This is a genomic window from Rhodoplanes sp. SY1 (genome assembly GCF_046000175.1).
Classification (GTDB): Bacteria; Pseudomonadota; Alphaproteobacteria; order Rhizobiales; family Xanthobacteraceae; genus Rhodoplanes.
On the sequence record NZ_JBEOMB010000008.1, the window covers coordinates 1 to 19,917 of the forward strand.

Sequence of the window (19,917 nt, forward strand, 5' to 3'; positions counted from 1 at the left end):
CTCCCCGCCCCTCCCCCACGAGGGGGGAGGGAGCTGGCGGAGGCCGACGCCGGCGCTCCAGCGCAAGACGACAAACCGACCCGCCGCCGCCCCGCAAAACCTATGCTGTCCGAGCTCGGCACCACGGCCACGGCGGCGTCGCTGGAGAAGCTCTTGCGCGAGGGACGAGCCGAGCTCGCCGACCAGGCCTGGACGCCGCACCGGCCGCCGCGGCCGGAGAAGAGCGAGGGCGGCGTCCGCCTCGTGGTGAAGTCCGACTTCGAGCCGAAGGGCGACCAGCCGACCGCGATCGCCGAGCTGGTCGACGGCATCCAGCGTCACGACAAGACCCAGGTGCTGCTCGGCGTCACCGGCTCGGGCAAGACCTTCACGATGGCGAAGGTGATCGAGGCGACGCAGCGCCCGGCCATCATCCTGGCGCCCAACAAGACGCTGGCCGCGCAGCTCTACGGCGAGTTCAAGAGCTTCTTTCCCGACAACGCCGTCGAGTATTTCGTCAGCTACTACGATTATTATCAGCCCGAGGCCTACGTTCCGCGCACCGACACCTATATCGAGAAGGAATCCTCGATCAACGATCAGATCGACCGCATGCGCCATTCGGCGACGCGCGCGCTGCTGGAGCGCGACGACGTCGTGATCGTCGCCTCGGTGTCGTGCATCTACGGCATCGGCTCGGTCGAGACCTACTCGGCCATGACCTTCACGCTGAAGCGCGGCGACCGCATCGATCAGCGCCGGCTGATCGGCGACCTCGTCGCCCTGCATTACAAGCGCACGCCCGATTTTTCCCGCGGCACCTTCCGGGTCCGTGGCGACACCGTCGACGTGTTCCCGGCCCACTACGAGGATCGCGCCTGGCGCATCAACCTGTTCGGCGACGAGGTGGAGAGCATCGAGGAGTTCGACCCGCTCACCGGCCACAAGACCGACGAGCTGTCCTTCGTGAAGATCTACGCCAACTCGCACTACGTGACGCCGCGGCCGACGCTCCTGCAGGCGATCGACGGCATCAAGACGGAGCTGCGCTGGCGGCTCGCCCAGCTCACCGACGCCGGGCGGCTCCTCGAGGCGCAGCGGCTCGAGCAGCGCACGCTGTTCGACCTGGAGATGATGGAAGCGACCGGCAGCTGCGCCGGCATCGAGAACTACTCGCGCTATCTCACCGGGCGAAAGCCCGGCGAGCCGCCGCCGACGCTGTTCGAGTACGTGCCCGACAATGCGCTCGTGTTCATCGACGAGAGTCACGTCACGGTGCCGCAGATCGGCGGCATGTACCGGGGCGACTTCCGCCGCAAGGCGACGCTCGCCGAATACGGCTTCCGCCTCCCGTCCTGCATGGACAACCGCCCGCTGCGTTTCGAGGAGTGGGATGCGATGCGGCCGCAGACCGTCGCGGTCTCGGCGACGCCCGGCGGCTGGGAGATGGAGGAGTCGGGCGGCGTGTTCGCCGAGCAGGTGATCCGGCCGACCGGCCTGATCGACCCGCCCGTCGAGGTGCGGCCGGCCCGCACCCAGGTCGACGACCTGGTCGGTGAGGTGCGTCAGGTCGCGGCGCAGGGCTATCGGGCGCTCGTCACCGTGCTGACCAAGCGCATGGCCGAGGACCTCACCGAATACCTGCACGAGCAGGGCCTGCGGGTGCGCTACATGCACTCCGACATCGACACCATCGAGCGTATCGAGATCATTCGCGATCTGCGCCTCGGCGCCTTCGATGTCCTCGTGGGCATCAACCTGCTGCGCGAGGGCCTCGACATTCCCGAATGCGCGCTGGTGGCGATCCTGGACGCCGACAAGGAAGGGTTTCTGCGCAGCGAGACGTCGCTGATCCAGACCATCGGCCGCGCCGCGCGAAACGTCGACGGCAAGGTGCTGCTCTACGCCGATCACGTCACCGGCTCGATGGAGCGCGCGATGGCGGAGACCAATCGCCGGCGCGAGAAGCAGCAGGCCTACAACACCGAGCACGGCATCACGCCGGAGAGCGTCAAGAAGGGCATCGCCGACATTCTCGACAGCCCGTACGAACGTGATCACGTGCTGGTCGCGACCGGGCGCGGCGACGGCCTGTCGGCCGCCGGCGGCTTCGAGGAGGCGGCGACCATCGGGCACAATCTCGAGGCCGTCATCGCCGACCTCGAGACGCGCATGCGCGAGGCCGCGGCCGACCTGAACTTCGAGGAGGCGGCGCGGATGCGCGACGAGGTGAAGCGCCTGCGCGCCACCAACCTCGCCGTCACCGACGACCCGACCGCCAAGGTGGTCGATCTCGCGAAGGCCCGCGCGGCGCTCGCGTCGCCGGCCCGCGCCCGCCCGCACAAGCCGGATCTCGACGAGATGGGCATCGCGCTCTGGCACGAGCGCGGCGTGCATCGCCCGGACGCCAAGGGGCGTGACACCAAGGGACGCGATGCGAAGCGCCCGCGAAAACCCTCGCTCGACGAGATGGGCCCGGGCGTCGAGTCCATCCCGTTCGGCCGTGACAAGCCGACCCGCGCCCGTGACGACGATTCGTCCGGCCACGACCCCGGCGGCGACGACAAGTCCGCCGGCCCGCGCTCCACGATGGGCCGCCCCGGCCAGCGCGGTGGGTTCAAGCCACGCCGGAGGTGACGGTCGAAGCGCTTTGGACGGCCGCGTTTCAATCACGAAGCGCGGACGTCCGGCCTCGTGTATCGCGCCAAATCACAATGACGCCGCGTTGCCGGTGCACAGGGCCGCATGTCGGCGTCTCGCGCTCGGGTGCACGGCCCCGCCTCTTCCTCGATCGCGTGTGCATGGCTCGATCGAAGGCATTCTCCTACCGCGCCTCGCGGGAGCAGACGTGCCAGTCTCGACCGCGCCACATCCGAGCCGGCGACGCATCGTCGGGTGCGCGACTCTCATCCGCGACGTGACGATCGGCTGCCAGCTGCTGGTGAAACGGAGCATCGCGATCGGCGCATGACCGCGATCGCCGACCGCCATGATCGACGACCGCCACGATCGCCCCTCCATCGACGGAACCCGATGAAAGTTCCGGTCGTTGATTTCTTCCGGCGGAACCGAACGCCGCCCGGCGTCGTTCGTCGGAACGGTACTGTCGGAGCGGCACGCCTGCGCAGCTCTGCGGCGCAACGGTATCTCTGCGGCGCAACGGTATCGACATGCCCACGTGCCGGCACTCGGTCCGGATCAACAAGGAGCGTGACATGACGGCGAGGCGCGAGAGCCGGAGCAAAGGCGTCGAGACTCCGGTCGTGGCCGCGGCACTCGCCTCCGAGATGAACGCCGACACGGACGCGAGCACCGATCGTGGCATGGCGGGCGACATCGATCGCGACGAGCTGCGCGCCCTGCTCGCCGCTTTGCAGGCGATGCGCAGCGGCGACTTCTCGGTGCGCATGCGCGGCGACCATGTCGGGCTCGCCGGGAAGATCGCCGACACGTTCAACGAGATCGCCGCCACCAACGAGCGCATGGCGACGGAGCTGGCGCATGTCGGCGACATGGTCGGACGGCGCGGCCGCACCCGCCATCGCGTCCGCTTCAGCCCGGCGATCGGCGCGTGGGCCGACATGGAGACGTCGGTCAACGGGCTGATCGACGACCTTCTGTGGCCGACCAAGGAGGTGACCCGCGCGGTCGCCGCGGTGGCGCAGGGCGACCTGATGAAGACGGTGCGGCTCGAGGTCGACGGCCGACCGCTCGAAGGCGAGTTCCTGGAAGCCGCCACCATCGTCAACACCATGATCAAGCAGCTCGGCGTGTTCACGGCCGAGGTGACGCGCGTCGCCCGCGAGGTCGGCACCGAGGGCAAGCTCGGCGGCCAGGCGCAGATTCGCGAGGTGTCCGGCGTGTGGAAGGACCTTACCGACTCGGTGAACTCCATGGCCGGCAACCTGACGGCGCAGGTGCGCAACATCGCCGAGGTGACGATCGCGGTGGCGAATGGCGATCTCTCCAAGAAGATCACCGTGGACGTGCGCGGCGAGATCCTGCAACTGAAAGAGGCCATCAACACGATGGTCGACCAGCTCCGCAGCTTCGCCTCGGAGGTGACGCGCGTCGCCCGCGAGGTCGGCACCGACGGCAAGCTCGGCGGCCAGGCGCTGGTGCCGGGCGTCGCCGGCATCTGGAAGGATCTGACCGACTCGGTGAACGCCATGTGCGGCAACCTCACCGATCAGGTGCGCAACATCGCCCAGGTGACGACTGCGGTGGCGCGCGGCGACCTGTCACGCAAGATCACCGTGGACGTGCGCGGAGAAATTCTCGAGCTGAAGGACACCATCAACACCATGGTGGATCAGCTCAACGGCTTCGCGTCGGAGGTGACGCGCGTCGCCCGCGAGGTCGGCACCGACGGCAAGCTCGGCGGCCAGGCGACGGTGCCGGGCGTCGCCGGCACCTGGAAGGACCTGACCGACAGCGTCAACTCGATGGCGTCGAACCTGACCGCGCAGGTGCGCAGCATCGCCGAGGTGGCGACCGCGGTCGCCAAGGGCGACCTGTCGCGAAAGATCACCGTCGACGTGCGCGGCGAGATTCTCGAGCTGAAGGACACGCTCAACACCATGGTCGATCAGCTCAACGGCTTCGCCTCGGAGGTGACGCGCGTCGCCCGCGAGGTCGGCACCGAGGGGCGGCTCGGCGGTCAGGCCAACGTGCCGGGCGTCGCGGGAACGTGGAAGGACCTCACCGACAACGTCAACCTGCTCGCCGCCAATCTGACGACCCAGGTCCGCAACATCGCCGAGGTCACCACCGCCGTCGCGCGGGGCGATCTCTCGCGAAAGATCACCGTGGACGTGAAGGGCGAGATCCTGGAGCTGAAGAACACCATCAACACGATGGTGGATCAGCTCAACGCCTTCGCGGCCGAGGTGACGCGCGTCGCCCGCGAGGTCGGCACCGAGGGCAAGCTCGGCGGTCAGGCGCAGGTGCCCGGCGTCGCGGGAACCTGGAAGGACCTCACCGACAACGTCAACTTCATGGCGTCGAACCTCACGGCGCAGGTGCGCAACATCGCCGAGGTGGCGACCGCCATCGCGGGCGGCGACCTGTCGAAGAAGATCACCGTCGACGTGCGCGGCGAGATCCTGCTCCTCAAGGAGACGCTCAACACCATGGTGGAGCAGCTCCGGTCGTTCGCCTCGGAGGTGACGCGCGTCGCCCACGAGGTCGGCGTCGAGGGCCGGCTCGGCGGCCAGGCCGCGGTGCCGGGCGCGGCCGGCACCTGGAAGGATCTCACCGGCAACGTCAACCTGCTCGCCGCCAACCTGACCAACCAGGTGCGCGCCATCGCCGAGGTCGCGACCGCGGTGACCAAGGGCGATCTCACCCGCTCGATCCAGGTCGACGCGCGCGGCGAGGTGGCGCAGCTGAAAGACAACATCAACACCATGATCGACAACCTGCGCCTCACCACCGAGCGCAACACCGAGCAGGACTGGCTGAAGACGAATCTCGCCCGCTTCACCGCGATGCTGCAGGGTCAGCGCGATCTCGGCACGGTGGGCCGCCTGCTGCTCGACGAGCTGACCCCGCTGGTCGGCGCCCAGCAGGGCGTCATCTATCAGATGGAGATGGACGCGGCGCCGCGCCTGCGCCTCCTGTCCGCCTATGCGGACAGCCTGGACGACGGACACAAGCCAATTCTCGTCCCGGGCGAGGGACTGGCCGGCCAATGCGCTCTCGACAAGCGCCGTCAGCTCGTCGCCGACATTCCGGCCGATGCGCCGCCCATCGTCTCGTCGCTGTTCAAGGCCACGCCGCGCAACATCGTGGTGCTCCCGGTGCTGTTCGAGAACCAGGTGAAGGCCGTGATCGAGCTCGCCTCGATCGGCAGCTTCAAGCCGTTGCAGATCACGTTCCTCGAACAACTCACCGACTCGATCGGCATCGTGCTGAACTCGATCGAGGCGACGATGCAGACCGAAGGGCTGCTGCAGCAGTCGCAGCAGCTCGCCGCCGAGCTGCAGGCCCAGCAACGCGAGTTGCAGCAGACCAACGAGCAGCTCGAGCAGAAGGCGGCGCAGCTCGCCGAGCGCAACGTCGAGGTCGAGCGCAAGAACCAGGAGATCGAGCAGGCCCGCCGCGCCCTCGAGGAGCAGGCGGCCGAGCTGGCGCTGACCTCCAAATACAAGTCCGAGTTCCTCGCCAACATGTCGCACGAGCTGCGCACGCCGCTCAACTCGATCCTGATTCTCGGCCAGCAGCTCGCCGACAATCCGGACGGCAACCTCTCGGCCCGACAGGTCGAGTTCGCCCGCACCATCCACGGTGCCGGGACGGATCTGCTCAACCTGATCAGCGACATTCTGGATCTCTCCAAGATCGAGTCCGGCACCGTCACGGTGGAGGCCGAGGAGCTTCTGTTCTCCGATCTCGTCGAGGCGGTGGCGCGGCCGTTCCGCCACGAGGCGGAGACGCGCGCGCTCGCCTTCTCGGTCGACGCCGACGCGCTGCTCGGCCGCAGCATCGTCACCGATCCGAAGCGGCTCCAGCAGGTGCTCAAGAACCTGCTCTCGAACGCCTTCAAGTTCACCGAGCGCGGCTCGGTGCGGCTCACCGTCGCTCCGGCGACGACGGGCTGGACACCCACTCACCCGGTGCTCGGCCGCGCCGCGAGCGTCGTCGCCTTCGAGGTCGCCGACACCGGCATCGGCATCCCGTCCGACAAGCAGAAGATCGTCTTCGAGGCGTTCCAGCAGGCCGATGCCTCCACCAGCCGCCGTTTCGGCGGCACCGGCCTCGGTCTCGCGATCAGCCGCGAGCTCGCCGCGCTGCTCGGCGGCGAGATCCAGCTTCAATCGACGCCGGGGGCCGGCAGCACCTTCGTGCTCTATCTGCCGGCGCGCTACACCGGCCCGTCGGTCCCGCGGCCGGCGTCCGAGGCGCTGCCACCCCGCCGCCCGCTGCCGGCGATCGCCGCGCCGTCACAGATGTCGTCGCAGACGCAAACGCAGGAGTTCGAGGCCACACGCGCCGAGAGCGTCCCGGCGCCGCTGCCGGTGCGCGACGACCGCCATGACATCACGAACGGCGACGCCGTCCTGATGATCGTCGAGGACGACATTCACTATGCCGGGCTCCTCGCCGATGTCGCCCGCCGCCGCGGCCTCAAGGTGGTGATCGCCGCCCGCGGGGCCGAGGTGCCGGAGCTCGTGCGACGCTACCGTCCGGCCGCGATATCGCTCGACATCCACCTGCCCGACATGCTCGGCTGGAGCGTCCTCGGCCGTCTCAAGCAGGATCCGGTGACGCGCCACGTTCCCGTGCAGATCGTCAGCGTCGACGAGGACCGCATGGACGGGCTCGCGCGCGGTGCCTTCGCCGCTTTGAGCAAGCCGGCCACGGCCGACGGCCTGGCGGCGGCGCTGGACCGTCTCCTCGCCTTCGCGGCGCCGCGGCGCAAGCGCCTCCTGATCGTCGACGACGATCGCGCCACCCGCGCCGCCGTCGGCGCGCTTCTCGGCGACGACGACATCGAGATCGCCGCCGCCGAGACCGGACACGAAGCCCTCGCCGCTTTGCGTCACACGTCTCACGATTGCGTCGTGCTCGATCTGCGCCTGCCGGACATGACGGGATTCGCCGTGCTGGAGGCGATGAGCGCCGATCCGTCGCTCGCCGGAGTTCCCGTGATCGTCTACACGGGCCGGGCGCTCGACGCCGAGGAGCATGCGCGGCTGCGCACGCTGGCGCGCGGCATCGTCGTCAAGGGCGTCGAATCGCCCGAGCGTCTGCTCGACGAGACCGCGCTGGTGCTGCATCGGGAGATCGCCCGCCTGACGCCGGAGCGGCGGCGCATGCTGGAGCGGCTGCACCAGTCGGACGATCGCCTGGTCGGACGCACCGTGCTGGTCGTCGACGACGATCCGCGCAACATCTTCGCGCTGTCGAGCGTCCTGGAGCGGCGCGGCATGCGGGTGCTCACCGCCACGACGGGCCGCGAGGCGATCGAGACGATCGAGGCGACCGAAGACCTCGCGCTCGTGCTGATGGACATCATGATGCCGGAGATGGACGGCTACGAGACCATGGCGACGATCCGGCGCGACGCGCGCTTCGGGCGGCTGCCGATCATCGCGCTCACCGCCAAGGCCATGAAGGGCGACCGCGAGCGCTGCCTGGAGGCCGGCGCCTCCGACTATCTCGCCAAGCCCGTGAACACCGAGCAGCTCCTCTCGGCGCTGCGGCTCTGGCTGCATCGCTGAGGTCGGCCATGGACATGCATGATCCGCTGCGCCGCGACGCGATCCGGCCCGATCCGGTCGACATCCTGCTGGTCGACGACCAGCCGGCCAAGCTGATGAGCTACGAGGTTATCCTGCGCGAGCTCGGCGAGCGCCTGATCACCGCGACCTCGGCGCGCGAGGCGCTGCGTCATCTGCTGCGCACCGACGTCGCCGTGGTGCTGGTCGACGTCTGCATGCCGGAGCTCGACGGCTTCGAGCTCGCCCGCATGATCCGCGATCATCCGCGCTTCGAGCAGACGGCGATCATCTTCATCTCGGCCGTGCATCTCTCCGACGAGGACCGGGTACGCGGCTACGCCATGGGCGCGGTCGACTACGTGCCGGTGCCGGTGATCCCCGAGGTGTTGCGCGCCAAGGTGCGGGTGTTCGTCGACCTGTTCCGCAAGACGCGCCAGCTCGAGGCCGCCGCACGCGAGCTGGAGCGCCGCGTCACCGAGCGGACCGCCGCGCTCGAGGCGTCGACCGAGCAGTTGCGCGAGAGCGAGCGGCGGCGCAGCGTCGCGCTCGCCGCCGGCCAGATGGGCTCGTGGGATCTCGACGTGACGACCGGCGAGTGCCTGTGGGATCCGGGCCAGTTCCGCATCTTCGGCGTCGATCCCGAGAGCTTCCGACCGAGCCTCGCGACGGTGCGACCGCTGATCGCCGGCGAGGACATCGAGCGTATCCGTACGCTGCTGCGCACCGAGCCCGAGCGACAGACCTTCCAGGTCGAGGCCCGCATCGTGCGCCCGGACGGCGCGCAGCGCTGGTGCATCTGCGCTGCCGCGGTGACGCGTGACGCGCGCGGCGCCGTCACGCGGGTCAGCGGCGTGACCATCGACATCACCGACCGCAAGCTCGCCGAGGAGCGCCAGCTCCTGCTCGCCCGGGAGGTCGACCACCGCGCCCGCAACGCGCTCGCCATCGTGCAGGCGATCGTGCGACTCACGAGCGCGCGCGACCCGCAGGCCTACATGGCGGCCGTCGAGGGCCGCATCCGGGCGCTGGCCCAGGCCCACACGCTGCTCTCGGAATCGCGCTGGGAAGGCGCCGACGTGCGGCGTCTGGTCGACGAGGAGCTGGAGGCGTATCGGCGCGACGGCCCGCGGGTCGCGACCGACGGCCCGTCCGTCTCGCTGCCGCCCGACCGCGCCCAGGTGCTGGCGCTGGCGCTGCACGAGCTCGCCACCAACTCGGTGAAGTACGGCGCGCTCTCGGTCGAGACCGGCTCGCTCGACGTCGCCTGGCGATTCGACGGCGAGCGCGTGATCCTGAGCTGGAGCGAGGCGGGTGGCCCGCCGGTCCGCAAGCCGCAGTCGCGCGGCTTCGGCACCAAGATTCTCGAGGCCAGCATCAACCAGCAGATCGCCGGCCGCGTGACGCTCGACTGGCGGCCGAGCGGCCTCGCCTGCACGTTGGAGATCCCCTGCGGCCCGCGGCCGCGGTCGGCCCTGCCCCGGGACGACGGCGCAACGCATGCGGCTCCGGTCGAGGCGGCCGAGATGCCCGCGGCCCCGCGGGTACCTCGGAAGGTCGCGGGCACGAGCGCCGGCGCGCGCGGCGGGTGATCCGGCCGCCGCCCCACGCCGGTCGAATCATCTGGCACGCACCTTGCTGACGCCTGTGCACCCGCCCTCGACCGCACAGGCCGCTCATGACAAACCGCATTCTCGTCCGTGACGTGCTCGTGCTCGACGCCGAAATCGCGCCGGCGCGCCGCGACGTTCTGATCGAAGGAACGTGGGTCGTCGCGGTGCGGGCGCCGTCCGCGACGATCGAGCCCGACACACATGTTAACGACCAACAGGTGATCGACGGGCGTGACAAGCTCATGGTCCCGGGTCTCGTCAACGCCCACACGCATTCGCCGCTGAACGTGCTCAAGGGCACCGGCGACGTGCTGAGCCACCCGGCCTTCATGTGGCTCAACCAGGCCGACACGGCGCACCGCACGGCCGACGAGATCCGGCTCTCCGCGCTGCTCGGTTGCGTCGAGCATCTGCGCAACGGCACCACCGCCGTGGTCGATCACTTCCCGGAGCAGGGCTTCGTCTCCTCCGACGTCGATGCGGTTGTGAAGGCCTACGAGGTAGCCGGCTTGCGCGCCCTGGTGGCGCTGCGCGTCTTCGACGAGCCCTATTCGGACATCGATCCGCCCGGTGGGCTGCCCGCCTCGGTGGGGGCGTGCAACCCGCTGACGCCACCGCCATTGCGCGAATCGCTCGACCTGATCGACGACGCGATCGCGCGTCATGATCACGCCGCCGACGGGCGGATTCGCCTCTGCCCGGCACCGTCCAATCCGAGCCGCTGCAGTGACGCGCTCCTGCAGGCGGTGCGCGACCTCTCGCTCAAATACGACACCAGCCTGCACATGCATCTGCTGGAGACGCGCATCCAGGCCGAAATCGCGGAAAAGCGTTACGGCACCACCATGGTGGCGCATCTGGAACGGCTCGGCCTCGTGACCGACCGGCTCTCCTGCGCCCACACGATCTGGATCGGCGACGACGACATCGCCCGCATGGCGGCGGGCGGCGCCATCGCGGTCCACAATCCCGAGAGCAATCTCAAGCTCGGCGCCGGCATCGCGCCGGTCGCCCGCATGCTGACCGCCGGCATGCGGGTCGGGCTCGGCACCGACGGCGCCTCGACCAACGACAATCTCGACATGCACGAGGTGATGCGGCTCGCCGTGATGCTGCAGCGGCCGGGCGAACCCGATCGCCGCCGCTGGCCGACCGCCGCCGACGCGCTCGCGATGGCGACGCTGTCGGGCGCCGCGGTGATGCGGGTCGAGGGGCTCGGCCGCATCGCGCCGGGCGCGCCGGCCGACTTCGTGCTGCACGATCTGAGAACGCCGTTCTGGACGCCGCTGAACGATCCGCTCGTGCAACTGGTGTTCGGCGGGTCGGGCTCGACGGTCGATACCGTCGTGGTCGCCGGCCGGGTGCTGATGGAGGCCGGACGCATCACCGCCTTCGACCCGGAGCCGGTGCTGCGCGAGGCGCGCGACCTCGTGAAGCATCTGCGCGCCCGCAACGTCGCCCTCCACGGCCTCGCCGCCGAGATCGCCGCGGCGCTGCCCTGAGCAATACCGGCGAGTCCGGCCCTGTCCTCCGCTCATCCCCGCGCGAGCGGGGATCCAGTGTTTCTCTGCCGTGCCGCCCCTGGATCCCCGCCTTCGCGGGGACGAGCGGCTTCGGCGCGGCATCGTTGTCGCTCGTGATCCCGCAACAGCCCCGGGTGTGCCTTCGGCTGGAATTTCGAAATTCCATCCGTTTGCATACGAAACGGCAGTTTGCCTACGAGGCTGCCCAGTTTCGCGGCAGCGCCGGCGTCTCGCACCATACCTGGCATGCAAACCGGCGTGGCCCGGCCCTTGCTGAGACGACGCCGGAGGAGAGCCATGGACCGAACCGACGTCCGCGCGTCCGACGCCGGGCCGATCGACCCGCGCGTGTCCGACGTGCGCACCATCGCGCAAGCCGTGCAGGGCCGCCTGTCCGCCGACATCCTGTTCGGCCGGCTCGCGCCGGACGACCGGCTGCGGCTCGAGCCGCTGTGCGAGAGCTACGCCGTCGGCATGAGCCCGATGCGCGAGGCGCTGGCGCAGCTCGTCGGCCGCGGCCTCGTGATTCAGGACGGCCAGCGCGGCTTTCGTGTCGCACCGATCTCGCGCCGCGAGCTCGACGACATCACGGCGACGCGCATCCGGCTCGAATCCATGGCGTTGCGCGACGCCATCGCGCACGGCGACGACACCTGGGAGGCGCAGATTCTCGCCACCCATCATCGTCTCGTGCGGCGGCCGCGCACGCCCGAGCTGCTGGTCGACGAGGACTGGGAGCGCCGCCATCGCGCCTTCCATCTCGCCCTGATCGACGCCTGCGGCTCGGCCCTGCTGCTCGGCTTCTGTCACGACCTGCACGACCGCTTCGACCGCTATCGCCGCATCGCCGTGCAGGCGGCCGGCCGCCATCCGCGCGTCGGCGCCAACCTGCACGGCGCCATCGTCGAGGCCGCCTTGGCGCGTGACGCGGCACGCGCTGCGACGCTGCTCGAGCGCCACATCGCCGAGGCCGCCGCCGACATCGCCCGCATGGTCGCCCCGCGTTTTCCGGATACGACGCCGCGCCGCAGCGCGCGTGGCACGTCGCTTGCTGAGACGCCGGCACGTTCTGCGGCACGTTCCCCCTCCCGTCGCCGGACCTCCGGCGACGCCCGTCCGCGCCCATCCAGCCAGAAAGGAAGACCGCGATGACCTCACGCGACGATCGCTCGCTCAGCCGGCGCAGGTTCCTCGAGATCGGCGGCGCCGCGGCGGCATCGGCCGCCGCGCTGTCGGTCGGCGGTCTCGACGGAGTCTCACGTGCATTCGCCGCGGAGACGCCGCTGTCGTTCCAGCTCTCGTGGATCAAGAGCATCCAGTACGGCGGCTACTTCGCCGGCATCGACCAGGGCATCTACAAGAAGGCGGGCATCGATCCGACCTTCGTGTCGGGCGGCCCCAACATTGATCCCGTCGCCAACGTCGCGAGCGGCCGCTCGCAGATCGGCGACCGGCCGATCGGCCCGCTCGTCGTAGCGCGCGAGAAAGGCATCCCGATCAAGGTGATCGGCACGGTATTCCAGAAGAGCCCGTACAGCATCATCAGCCTCGCCAAGACGCCGATCACCGACGTCAAGCAGCTCGCCGGCAAGACCATCGCGACGGCGACCTCCGGCCGGCCGATGATGCTCTATCTGATCAAGGAGGCGGGGCTCGATCCGGCGTCGGTCAACCTGGTGCCGTCGGCGCCCGATCCGTCGGCGCTCGTCTCCGGCCAGATCGACGGCTATGCCGGCTACTCGACCAACCAGGGCGTGATGCTGAAGACGCGCGGCGTCGACATCGTCACCCTCAACGCGCACGACCTCGGCCTGCCGGAGACCACGGGCACCATCTACGCCCGCGAGGACTTCCTGAAGGACAATCGCGAGCTCGTCGTGAAATTCCTGCGCGCCACCGCCGAGTCGTGGCGCTGGGCACTCGCCAATCCGGAGGCGACCGCCAAGCTGATGGTCGAGAAGTACGGCAATCCCGGGCTCGTCTACGAGGCGCAGCTCGCCGAGATCAAGGAGAGCAAGCCGTTCATCGAGGCAGGCCCGGCGGCGACCAAGGGGCTGCTCACCCTCGACATGGATCTGTTCGGCAAGATCATCGCGCTTTATCGCAGCGTCGGCCTGGTGAAGGGCGACATGAAGGCGACCGATCTGTGCGATCCGAGCTTCGCCGAGGCCGCGACCAAGGCCTGACGTCGACGCCTGACGCCAGCACCCTCAGGCGAGCAGATCACGAGAAGGAACGAGACGCACCGTGTCACGGGACATCAAGGTCGATCAGGTCACGATGGTGTTCGAGGGTCGCGGCCAGCCGGTCGTCGCGCTCGACAAGGTCGACCTGCATGTTCCGGCCGGCAGCTTCGGCTCGATCATCGGGCCGAGCGGCTGCGGGAAGTCGACGCTGCTGCGCCTCGTCGCCGACGTGATGCAGCCCTTCGCCGGCACCGTCACGCTGTCCGGGGACTCGCCCCGGACGGCGCGCCACGAGCACGCGATCGGCTTCGTGTTCCAGAGCCCGACGCTGCTGCCGTGGCGCACCGTGCGGCAGAACGTCGAGCTACCGCTCGACGTGGTCGGCCGCAAGAGCACGCGGCGCTCGCAGAAGACGCCCGACGAGCTGATCGAGCTGGTCGGCCTGAAGGGCTTCGAGCGGGCGCTGCCGCACGAACTCTCGGGCGGCATGCAGCAGCGCGTCGCCATCGCGCGCTCGCTGGTGCTCGAGCCCGACATCCTGCTGCTCGACGAGCCGTTCGGCGCGCTCGACGAGATCACCCGCCAGCGCATGAATCTCGAGCTCCTGCGCATCTGGGCCGAGTCCGGCACCACGGCCCTGCTCGTCACCCACTCGATCGCCGAGGCCGTGTTCATGTCCGACCAGGTGCACGTGATGAGCGCACGGCCGGGCCGCATCGCCGGCGTGGTCGAGGTGCCGCTGCCGCGCCCGCGCAGCCTCGACATGATGCGAACGCCCGCCTTCTACGACTGCGTCAACGCGGTGCGCGACGGCCTGTTCGGCCGCGAGAGCGAGCCGGCCCGCGCCGGCGAGCCGGTCGAGGCCTATTGATGAGCGCGGCGACGAGCCTGCGCCGGGCCGCGGCCGCGTCGTGGCGGCCGCTGCTCACCGTCGCGGTGCTGCTCGGCGGCGCCGAGGCGGCGCAGCGCGCCGGACTGCTGCCGGTGTTCATCCCCTCGCCGACCCAGGTGATCGCCGAGGCGATCCGGGATCCGCGCCTCGTCACCGAAAACGTCGGCCAGACCGCGCTGCGCGCCGCCATCGGCTACGCGATCTCGGCGACGATCGCCATCACGGCCGCCTCGCTCGCCGTGCTGGTGCGGCCGCTCTACGGCCCCGTCTACAATCTCGGCGTGACGTTGCACTCGATTCCCATCATCGCCCTCGCGCCGCTGCTCGCCACCTGGATCGGCACCGGCTCGCAGCTGCAGATCGCCATCGCGGCGCTGACCAGCCAGTTCGCCATGCTGGTCGGCACCATCCAGGGGCTGCGCGCGGCGGATGCGCGCCAGCGCGAGCTGCTCCACGTGCTCTCCGCGACGCGACTGCAGATGCTGCGGTATCTGCTCGTCCCGAGCGCGTTGCCCTACCTGTTCGCCGGTCTCAAGATCGCGGCGCCCTCGGCCGTGCTGGGCGCCATCACGGCCGAGTGGGCCGGGGCCGACCGTGGCGTCGGCGCCATGATGCTCTACGCGCTGTTCGCCTACGACACGCCGAAGGTGTGGCTCTCCGTCGTGCTCACCTGCCTGCTCGCGGCGAGCGGCTACGCGATCTGGGCCGCGATCGAGCGCGTCGCGATCTTCTGGGAGCCGGCCACCGAGCTGGCGGACCAGCCATGAGCGCCACGACCTCCCCGGACAACACGGCACGGCCGGGTCTGCGCGTCGCGCGCAGCCTCGCTTTGGTGGCGCTCACCGTCGGCATCCTGGTGCTCGCCTGGCAGCTCATCGTCGTCGCGCTCAGGATTCCGCCCTACCTGGTCCCGCCGCCCGGACCGGTGGCGCACGCCTTCGTCGTCAACATCAAGGTCATCGCGACCCAGACCGGCTTCACGCTCACCGCCGCCGCGCTCGGCCTGACTCTCAGCACGCTGCTCGCGACCGGCATCGCGCTCGCCTTCTCGATGAGCCGTAACATCGCGCAGGCGTCGCTGCCCGTCGTCATCGCGTTCCGCTCGACGCCGGTCGCCGCCGTCGCGCCGCTCGCCATGCTGTTCCTCGGACGCGGCATCGCGACCAGCATGGCCGTGGTGACGATCGTGTCGTTCTTCCCGCTGCTGGTGAACCTGATGCGCGGCCTCGCCGGCGCCGACCGCAACGCCGCCGAGCTGATGCATGTCTACGGCGCCAGCCGCTGGCAGCAGCTCCGTTACGTCCGCATTCCCTACGCCCTGCCCTTCCTGTTCACCGGCATGCGCATCGCCGCGTCGAGCGCGATCCTCGGGGCCATGCTGTCGGAGTGGATCACCGGGTCGAAGGGGCTCGGCAACCTGATCCTCGATTCCGGCGAGATGCGCGAGACCGAGCTCCTCTGGGCGGCGGTCGTGACCTCGGTTACCATTGCCATGTCGGTCTTCTGGCTCACCTCGGCCGGCGAGAAGCGATTCGTCCATTGGCGGGCCTGAACCCGCCCTTTCCTTCCTTCGCCGGCATCGCGCCCGGCGCATCGAGACTGCTCATGAGGCTTCTGTCCGAACGGGACATCGAGCGCCTGATCGATCCGGCTGCCGCCATCGCGGCCTCGGCCGAGGCCTATCGCCGCCAGGCGGCCGGCGAGATGCCGGCGCCGGGCCGCCTCGACGTGCTGCGCACCGACCCGAAAGGCGGTGCCCTGGTGCTGGCCGGCCACTCCTTCGACCATCGCTTCGTGGTCAAGACCAACATCCACGCCTATGCGGACGCCGCGACGGACGCCGCGAAGCCAGCCCGCACCGCGTCGAGCGGGCTGGTGCTGTGGGATGGCGTCGCCTGCGTGCCGCTCGCCCACATGGCGACGTCGTCGTTCAACGATCACCGCACCGCGGCCGGATTCGCCGCCGCCGCACAGATGCTCGTACCACCCGCGCCGCATACGCTCGCCGTGTTCGGGGCCGGCAAGATCGCACCCGCCACGGTGCTGTATCTCGCGACCGTGCGGCGCTTCGCCCGCGTGGTCCTGGTCGGCCGCAACGTCGAGCGGGCGCGCGGCCTCGCGGCCCAGCTCGCAGCAAGGCCCGAGCTCGACGGTATCGACATCACGGTCGAGACCGACGCCGCGACGGCCGCCACCGAGGCCGACGTGATCGCCACCGTAACCACGGCCGAGACGCCCATCTTCCCCGGTGACGCGGTGCGGTCCGGCACCGTCGTCATTCTCGGCGGCGGCAACCGCCCGACGCACCGCGAGGTCGACGACGGCTTCATGCGTCGCGCCCGCGTCTTCGTCGATCACTTCGACGGCGCCACCACGCGAGCCGGCGACCTCGCCCTGACGCTGGCGAGCGGCGTGCTGCGGCCCGAGCAGATTTTTGGCGAGATCGGCGCGGTCCTGGCGTCCGGCGAGGTGCCGCCGATGCCGCCCGGCCTCGACATCACGGTGTTCAAGTCGATCGGCATCGCGGCCCAGGACGTGATCACGGCCGGCATGGTCTACGACCGTGCGGTGCGCGAGGGCGTCGGCCTCGAGTTCGACATGCGCGACGGCAGCGTCGTTCCGGTCGCCGCAACAGCACCGGCGACCCCCGGGCCGGCGTCATGATCACGCTGATCCGCGACGCCGCGATCCTGACGCTCGACGTCGCCGACACCTTTATTCCGCGCGGCCATGTGCTGATCCGCGACGGGGTGATGGCCGCGGTCGCGGCGGGCGACCACGTCGGACCCGAGACGCCCGACACGATCATCGACGGCACCGACCGGATGGTCGCGTCAGGGCTCGTCAACGCCCACATGCATTCGCAATCGAGCACCATGGCGGGCTTCGGCGACCGGCTGAGCCATCCCGCCTTCATGTGGCTGACGCAGGCGCACACCTCGCGTCGCACGCGAGACGAGATCCGCCTCGCCGTGCTGCTCGCCGCCTGGGGCATGATCACCAGCGGCACGACGGCCGCGATCGATCACTTCCCGGGCCAGCGTTTCACGGCAGCCGACATCGACGCGGTGCTGTCCGCCTGGGAGGAGACGGGCCTGCGCGCCGCGCTCGCGATGCGCTTCTTCGACGGCGCCTTCGCCGACATCTTTCCCGATGCGCCGCTGCCGGACGATCTGAAGGCCCGCATGGCCGCGGTCGAGATCTTGAAGCCCCAGGGCGTCGACGAGCTGCGCGACCTGATGGGCGACACGATCGCGCGGTGGCACGGCCGCGCCGGCCGGCTCTCCGTGTTTCCGGCACCGTCCAATCCCGACCGCTGCACCGACGCGGCGCTGCGGCTCTGCGCCGAGCTGGCGGAAAAGCACGATACCGGCATCCACACGCATCTCCTGGAGACGCGGAAGCAGGCCCGCCTCGCAGCGGAACAATACGGCGAGACGGCCGTGCGGCACCTGGAGACGCTCGGCGTTCTCTCGTCGCGCTGGTCCTGCGCGCATTCGATCTGGCTCGACGACGCCGACATCGACCTGATGGCGGAGCGCGGCGTCGTCGCGGTGCTCAATCCCGAGAGCAACGCCCGGCTCGGCACCGGCCTCGCCCGCGCCCCCGAGATGCTGCGGCGGGGCGTGACGCTGGCGCTCGGCACCGACGGGGCGAGCGCCAACGACAACATGGTCCTGCACGAGGCGATGCGCGCCGTCGCGACCAGCCATCGCGCCGCCGAGCCGGACCGCACGCGCTGGATCTCCGCACGGGACGCGCTCCACATGGCGACGCGCGGTGGCGCCGCGGCCCTGCGCTGCCCCGGCCTCGGCGCCCTCGTCCCCGGCGCGCCGGCCGATCTGGTGCTCTACCGGCGCGACACGCCGTGGTGGACGCCGCTCAACGATCCGGTGGCGCAGCTCGTCTTCGCCGAGACCGGTGGCGCGGTCGACACCGTGATGATCGCCGGCCGCATCGTGCTGGACCGCGGCCGCGTCACCACGTTCGACACCGACGCCCTGGTACGCGAGGTGCGCGCCATGGCGGCATTTCTGAAACGGCGTAACGCCGACCTGTTCGCGGTCGCGACCGAGATCGCGGGGGTGGTGCCGTGACGACCGCCGAGACGCCGACCCTCGCGCAACGTTCCGTCGATCTCGTGATCACGAACGGCCTGCTCGTCTCACCCGACACGACGACCGCGGCCGACATCGCGGTCGATCAGGGCCGCATCGTCGCCATCGGCGCGCCCGGCACGCTGCCGCCGGCGCGGGAGACCATCGACGCGACCGGGCTGCACGTGATCCCCGGCGCCATCGACGTGCACGTGCACTTTCGCGAACCCGGTTTCTCGCACAAGGAGACCTGGACCAGCGCCACGCAGGCGGCGGCCGTCGGCGGCGTCACCACCGTGTTCGACATGCCGAACACCAATCCGCCGACCGCGAACGTCGCAGCGCTCGAACAGAAGCACGCCCTCGCCGGCACCCAGGCGATCGTCGACTACGGGCTCTACGGCCTGATCGGCGAGCACAATCTCGATCAGCTCGAAGCGATGGCAGAGGCCGGCGCGGCGAGCTTCAAGCTCTACATGGGCAGCGAGAACCCGCTGGTGCCCTGCCCGCCCGACGGCGCCATCGTCGAGGCGTTCGAGATCCTGGCGCGGCTCGGTCTCCGCTGCACCGTGCATGCCGAGAACACGCCGCTGCTCGCCTGGCGCGGTGACAAGCTGCGCGCCGCCGGCCGCACCGAGGCGGCCGCGCATCTCGAGCAGCACATCGACCTCGCGGCCGTCGAGGCGGTGAGCCGCACCGCGATCTTCGCCGAGTGGACCGGCGCCAAGGTGCATATCGCGCACGAGAGCACGCGCCATTCGCTGCCGCACATCCGCTTCGCGAAAGCGCGCGGCGTCGACCTGACGGTCGAGACCTGCCCGCACTACCTCTTCCTCACGACCGACGACGGCGCACGGCTCGGCGACAACTTCATGCGGGTGAAGCCGCCGGTGCGCGAGCCCGGCCATGCCGGACCGCTGTGGGACGCGCTGCTCGACGGCACCATCGACATGCTGTCCACCGACCACGCGCCGCACCTGAGGTCCGAGAAGACCCGTGACGTGATCTGGGACTGTGCGCCGGGCTTTCCGGGCGTCGAGACCGCGATGGTGCTGATGCTGGCGCAGGTGTCGCGCGGACGGCTGACGCTCGGGCAGTATGTGCGCATGGCCTGCGAGGCGCCCGCCAAGGCCTTCGGCCTGTTCCCGACCAAAGGCGTTCTGGCGGTCGGCGCCGATGCCGACATCGTGCTGCTCGACATGACCAGGACCGGCCACATCACGGCCGACGGCCTTCACTCGATCGGCAACGCGACGCCGTTCGAGGGATTTGCCCTGCACGGCCTGCCGGTGCGCACGCTGGTGCGGGGACGCACCGTCGCGGTCGAAGGCCGGCCGGTCGGCACGCCCGGCTGGGGCCGGCCGGTCGCCGTCACCCGGACGTGAGTCACACACGGCCTGATCAG

Annotated in this window: 12 protein-coding genes; all 12 read left to right on the forward strand. The window is 70.1% G+C overall.

Going from position 1 to position 19,917, the window contains the following annotated elements; genetic code table 11:
• On the forward strand, nucleotides 1–2,616 hold a 2,616-nt coding region (gene uvrB, locus ABTU92_RS02630; RefSeq protein WP_408087393.1), incomplete at its 5' end, for an excinuclease ABC subunit UvrB.
• 578 nt (nucleotides 2,617–3,194) lie between these two features.
• Nucleotides 3,195–8,204 (forward strand): response regulator, encoded by a 5,010-nt coding sequence (locus tag ABTU92_RS02635; RefSeq protein ID WP_408087395.1) that lies wholly within the window; start codon nucleotides 3,195–3,197, stop codon nucleotides 8,202–8,204.
• Nucleotides 8,205–8,212: 8 nt separating this feature from the next.
• Nucleotides 8,213–9,793 (forward strand): HWE histidine kinase domain-containing protein, encoded by a 1,581-nt coding sequence (locus ABTU92_RS02640; protein WP_408087397.1) that lies wholly within the window; start codon nucleotides 8,213–8,215, stop codon nucleotides 9,791–9,793.
• A gap of 86 nt (nucleotides 9,794–9,879) precedes the next feature.
• On the forward strand, nucleotides 9,880–11,316 hold the full coding sequence (locus ABTU92_RS02645) for an amidohydrolase family protein (protein WP_408087399.1): 1,437 nt from the start codon (nucleotides 9,880–9,882) through the stop codon (nucleotides 11,314–11,316).
• Between the two features lie 318 nt (nucleotides 11,317–11,634).
• Nucleotides 11,635–12,489 (forward strand): FCD domain-containing protein, encoded by an 855-nt coding sequence (locus ABTU92_RS02650; RefSeq protein ID WP_408087401.1) that lies wholly within the window; start codon nucleotides 11,635–11,637, stop codon nucleotides 12,487–12,489.
• Nucleotides 12,486–13,523, forward strand: coding sequence for an ABC transporter substrate-binding protein (locus ABTU92_RS02655; RefSeq protein WP_408087403.1), 1,038 nt, complete (start codon nucleotides 12,486–12,488; stop codon nucleotides 13,521–13,523). Before ABTU92_RS02650 ends, ABTU92_RS02655 begins: the two co-directional genes overlap by 4 nt.
• A gap of 61 nt (nucleotides 13,524–13,584) precedes the next feature.
• A complete protein-coding gene (locus ABTU92_RS02660) occupies nucleotides 13,585–14,394 on the forward strand; it encodes an ABC transporter ATP-binding protein (RefSeq protein ID WP_408087405.1) in 810 nt (269 codons plus the stop codon).
• Nucleotides 14,394–15,182 (forward strand): ABC transporter permease, encoded by a 789-nt coding sequence (locus tag ABTU92_RS02665; RefSeq protein ID WP_408087407.1) that lies wholly within the window; start codon nucleotides 14,394–14,396, stop codon nucleotides 15,180–15,182. Before ABTU92_RS02660 ends, ABTU92_RS02665 begins: the two co-directional genes overlap by 1 nt.
• Nucleotides 15,179–15,967 carry an ABC transporter permease gene (locus tag ABTU92_RS02670; protein ID WP_408087409.1) on the forward strand — a complete coding sequence of 263 codons (789 nt, stop codon included), beginning with the start codon at nucleotides 15,179–15,181 and terminating at the stop codon, nucleotides 15,965–15,967. Before ABTU92_RS02665 ends, ABTU92_RS02670 begins: the two co-directional genes overlap by 4 nt.
• 53 nt (nucleotides 15,968–16,020) lie before the next feature.
• Nucleotides 16,021–17,079, forward strand: coding sequence for an ornithine cyclodeaminase family protein (locus tag ABTU92_RS02675; protein WP_408087411.1), 1,059 nt, complete (start codon nucleotides 16,021–16,023; stop codon nucleotides 17,077–17,079).
• Nucleotides 17,076–18,512 (forward strand): amidohydrolase family protein, encoded by a 1,437-nt coding sequence (locus ABTU92_RS02680; RefSeq protein ID WP_408087413.1) that lies wholly within the window; start codon nucleotides 17,076–17,078, stop codon nucleotides 18,510–18,512. The genes ABTU92_RS02675 and ABTU92_RS02680 overlap by 4 nt, the downstream gene beginning before the upstream one ends.
• Complete coding sequence (locus tag ABTU92_RS02685) at nucleotides 18,509–19,897, forward strand: dihydroorotase (RefSeq protein ID WP_408087415.1); 1,389 nt, start codon at nucleotides 18,509–18,511, stop codon at nucleotides 19,895–19,897. Before ABTU92_RS02680 ends, ABTU92_RS02685 begins: the two co-directional genes overlap by 4 nt.
• Nucleotides 19,898–19,917: the final 20 nt, after the last annotated feature.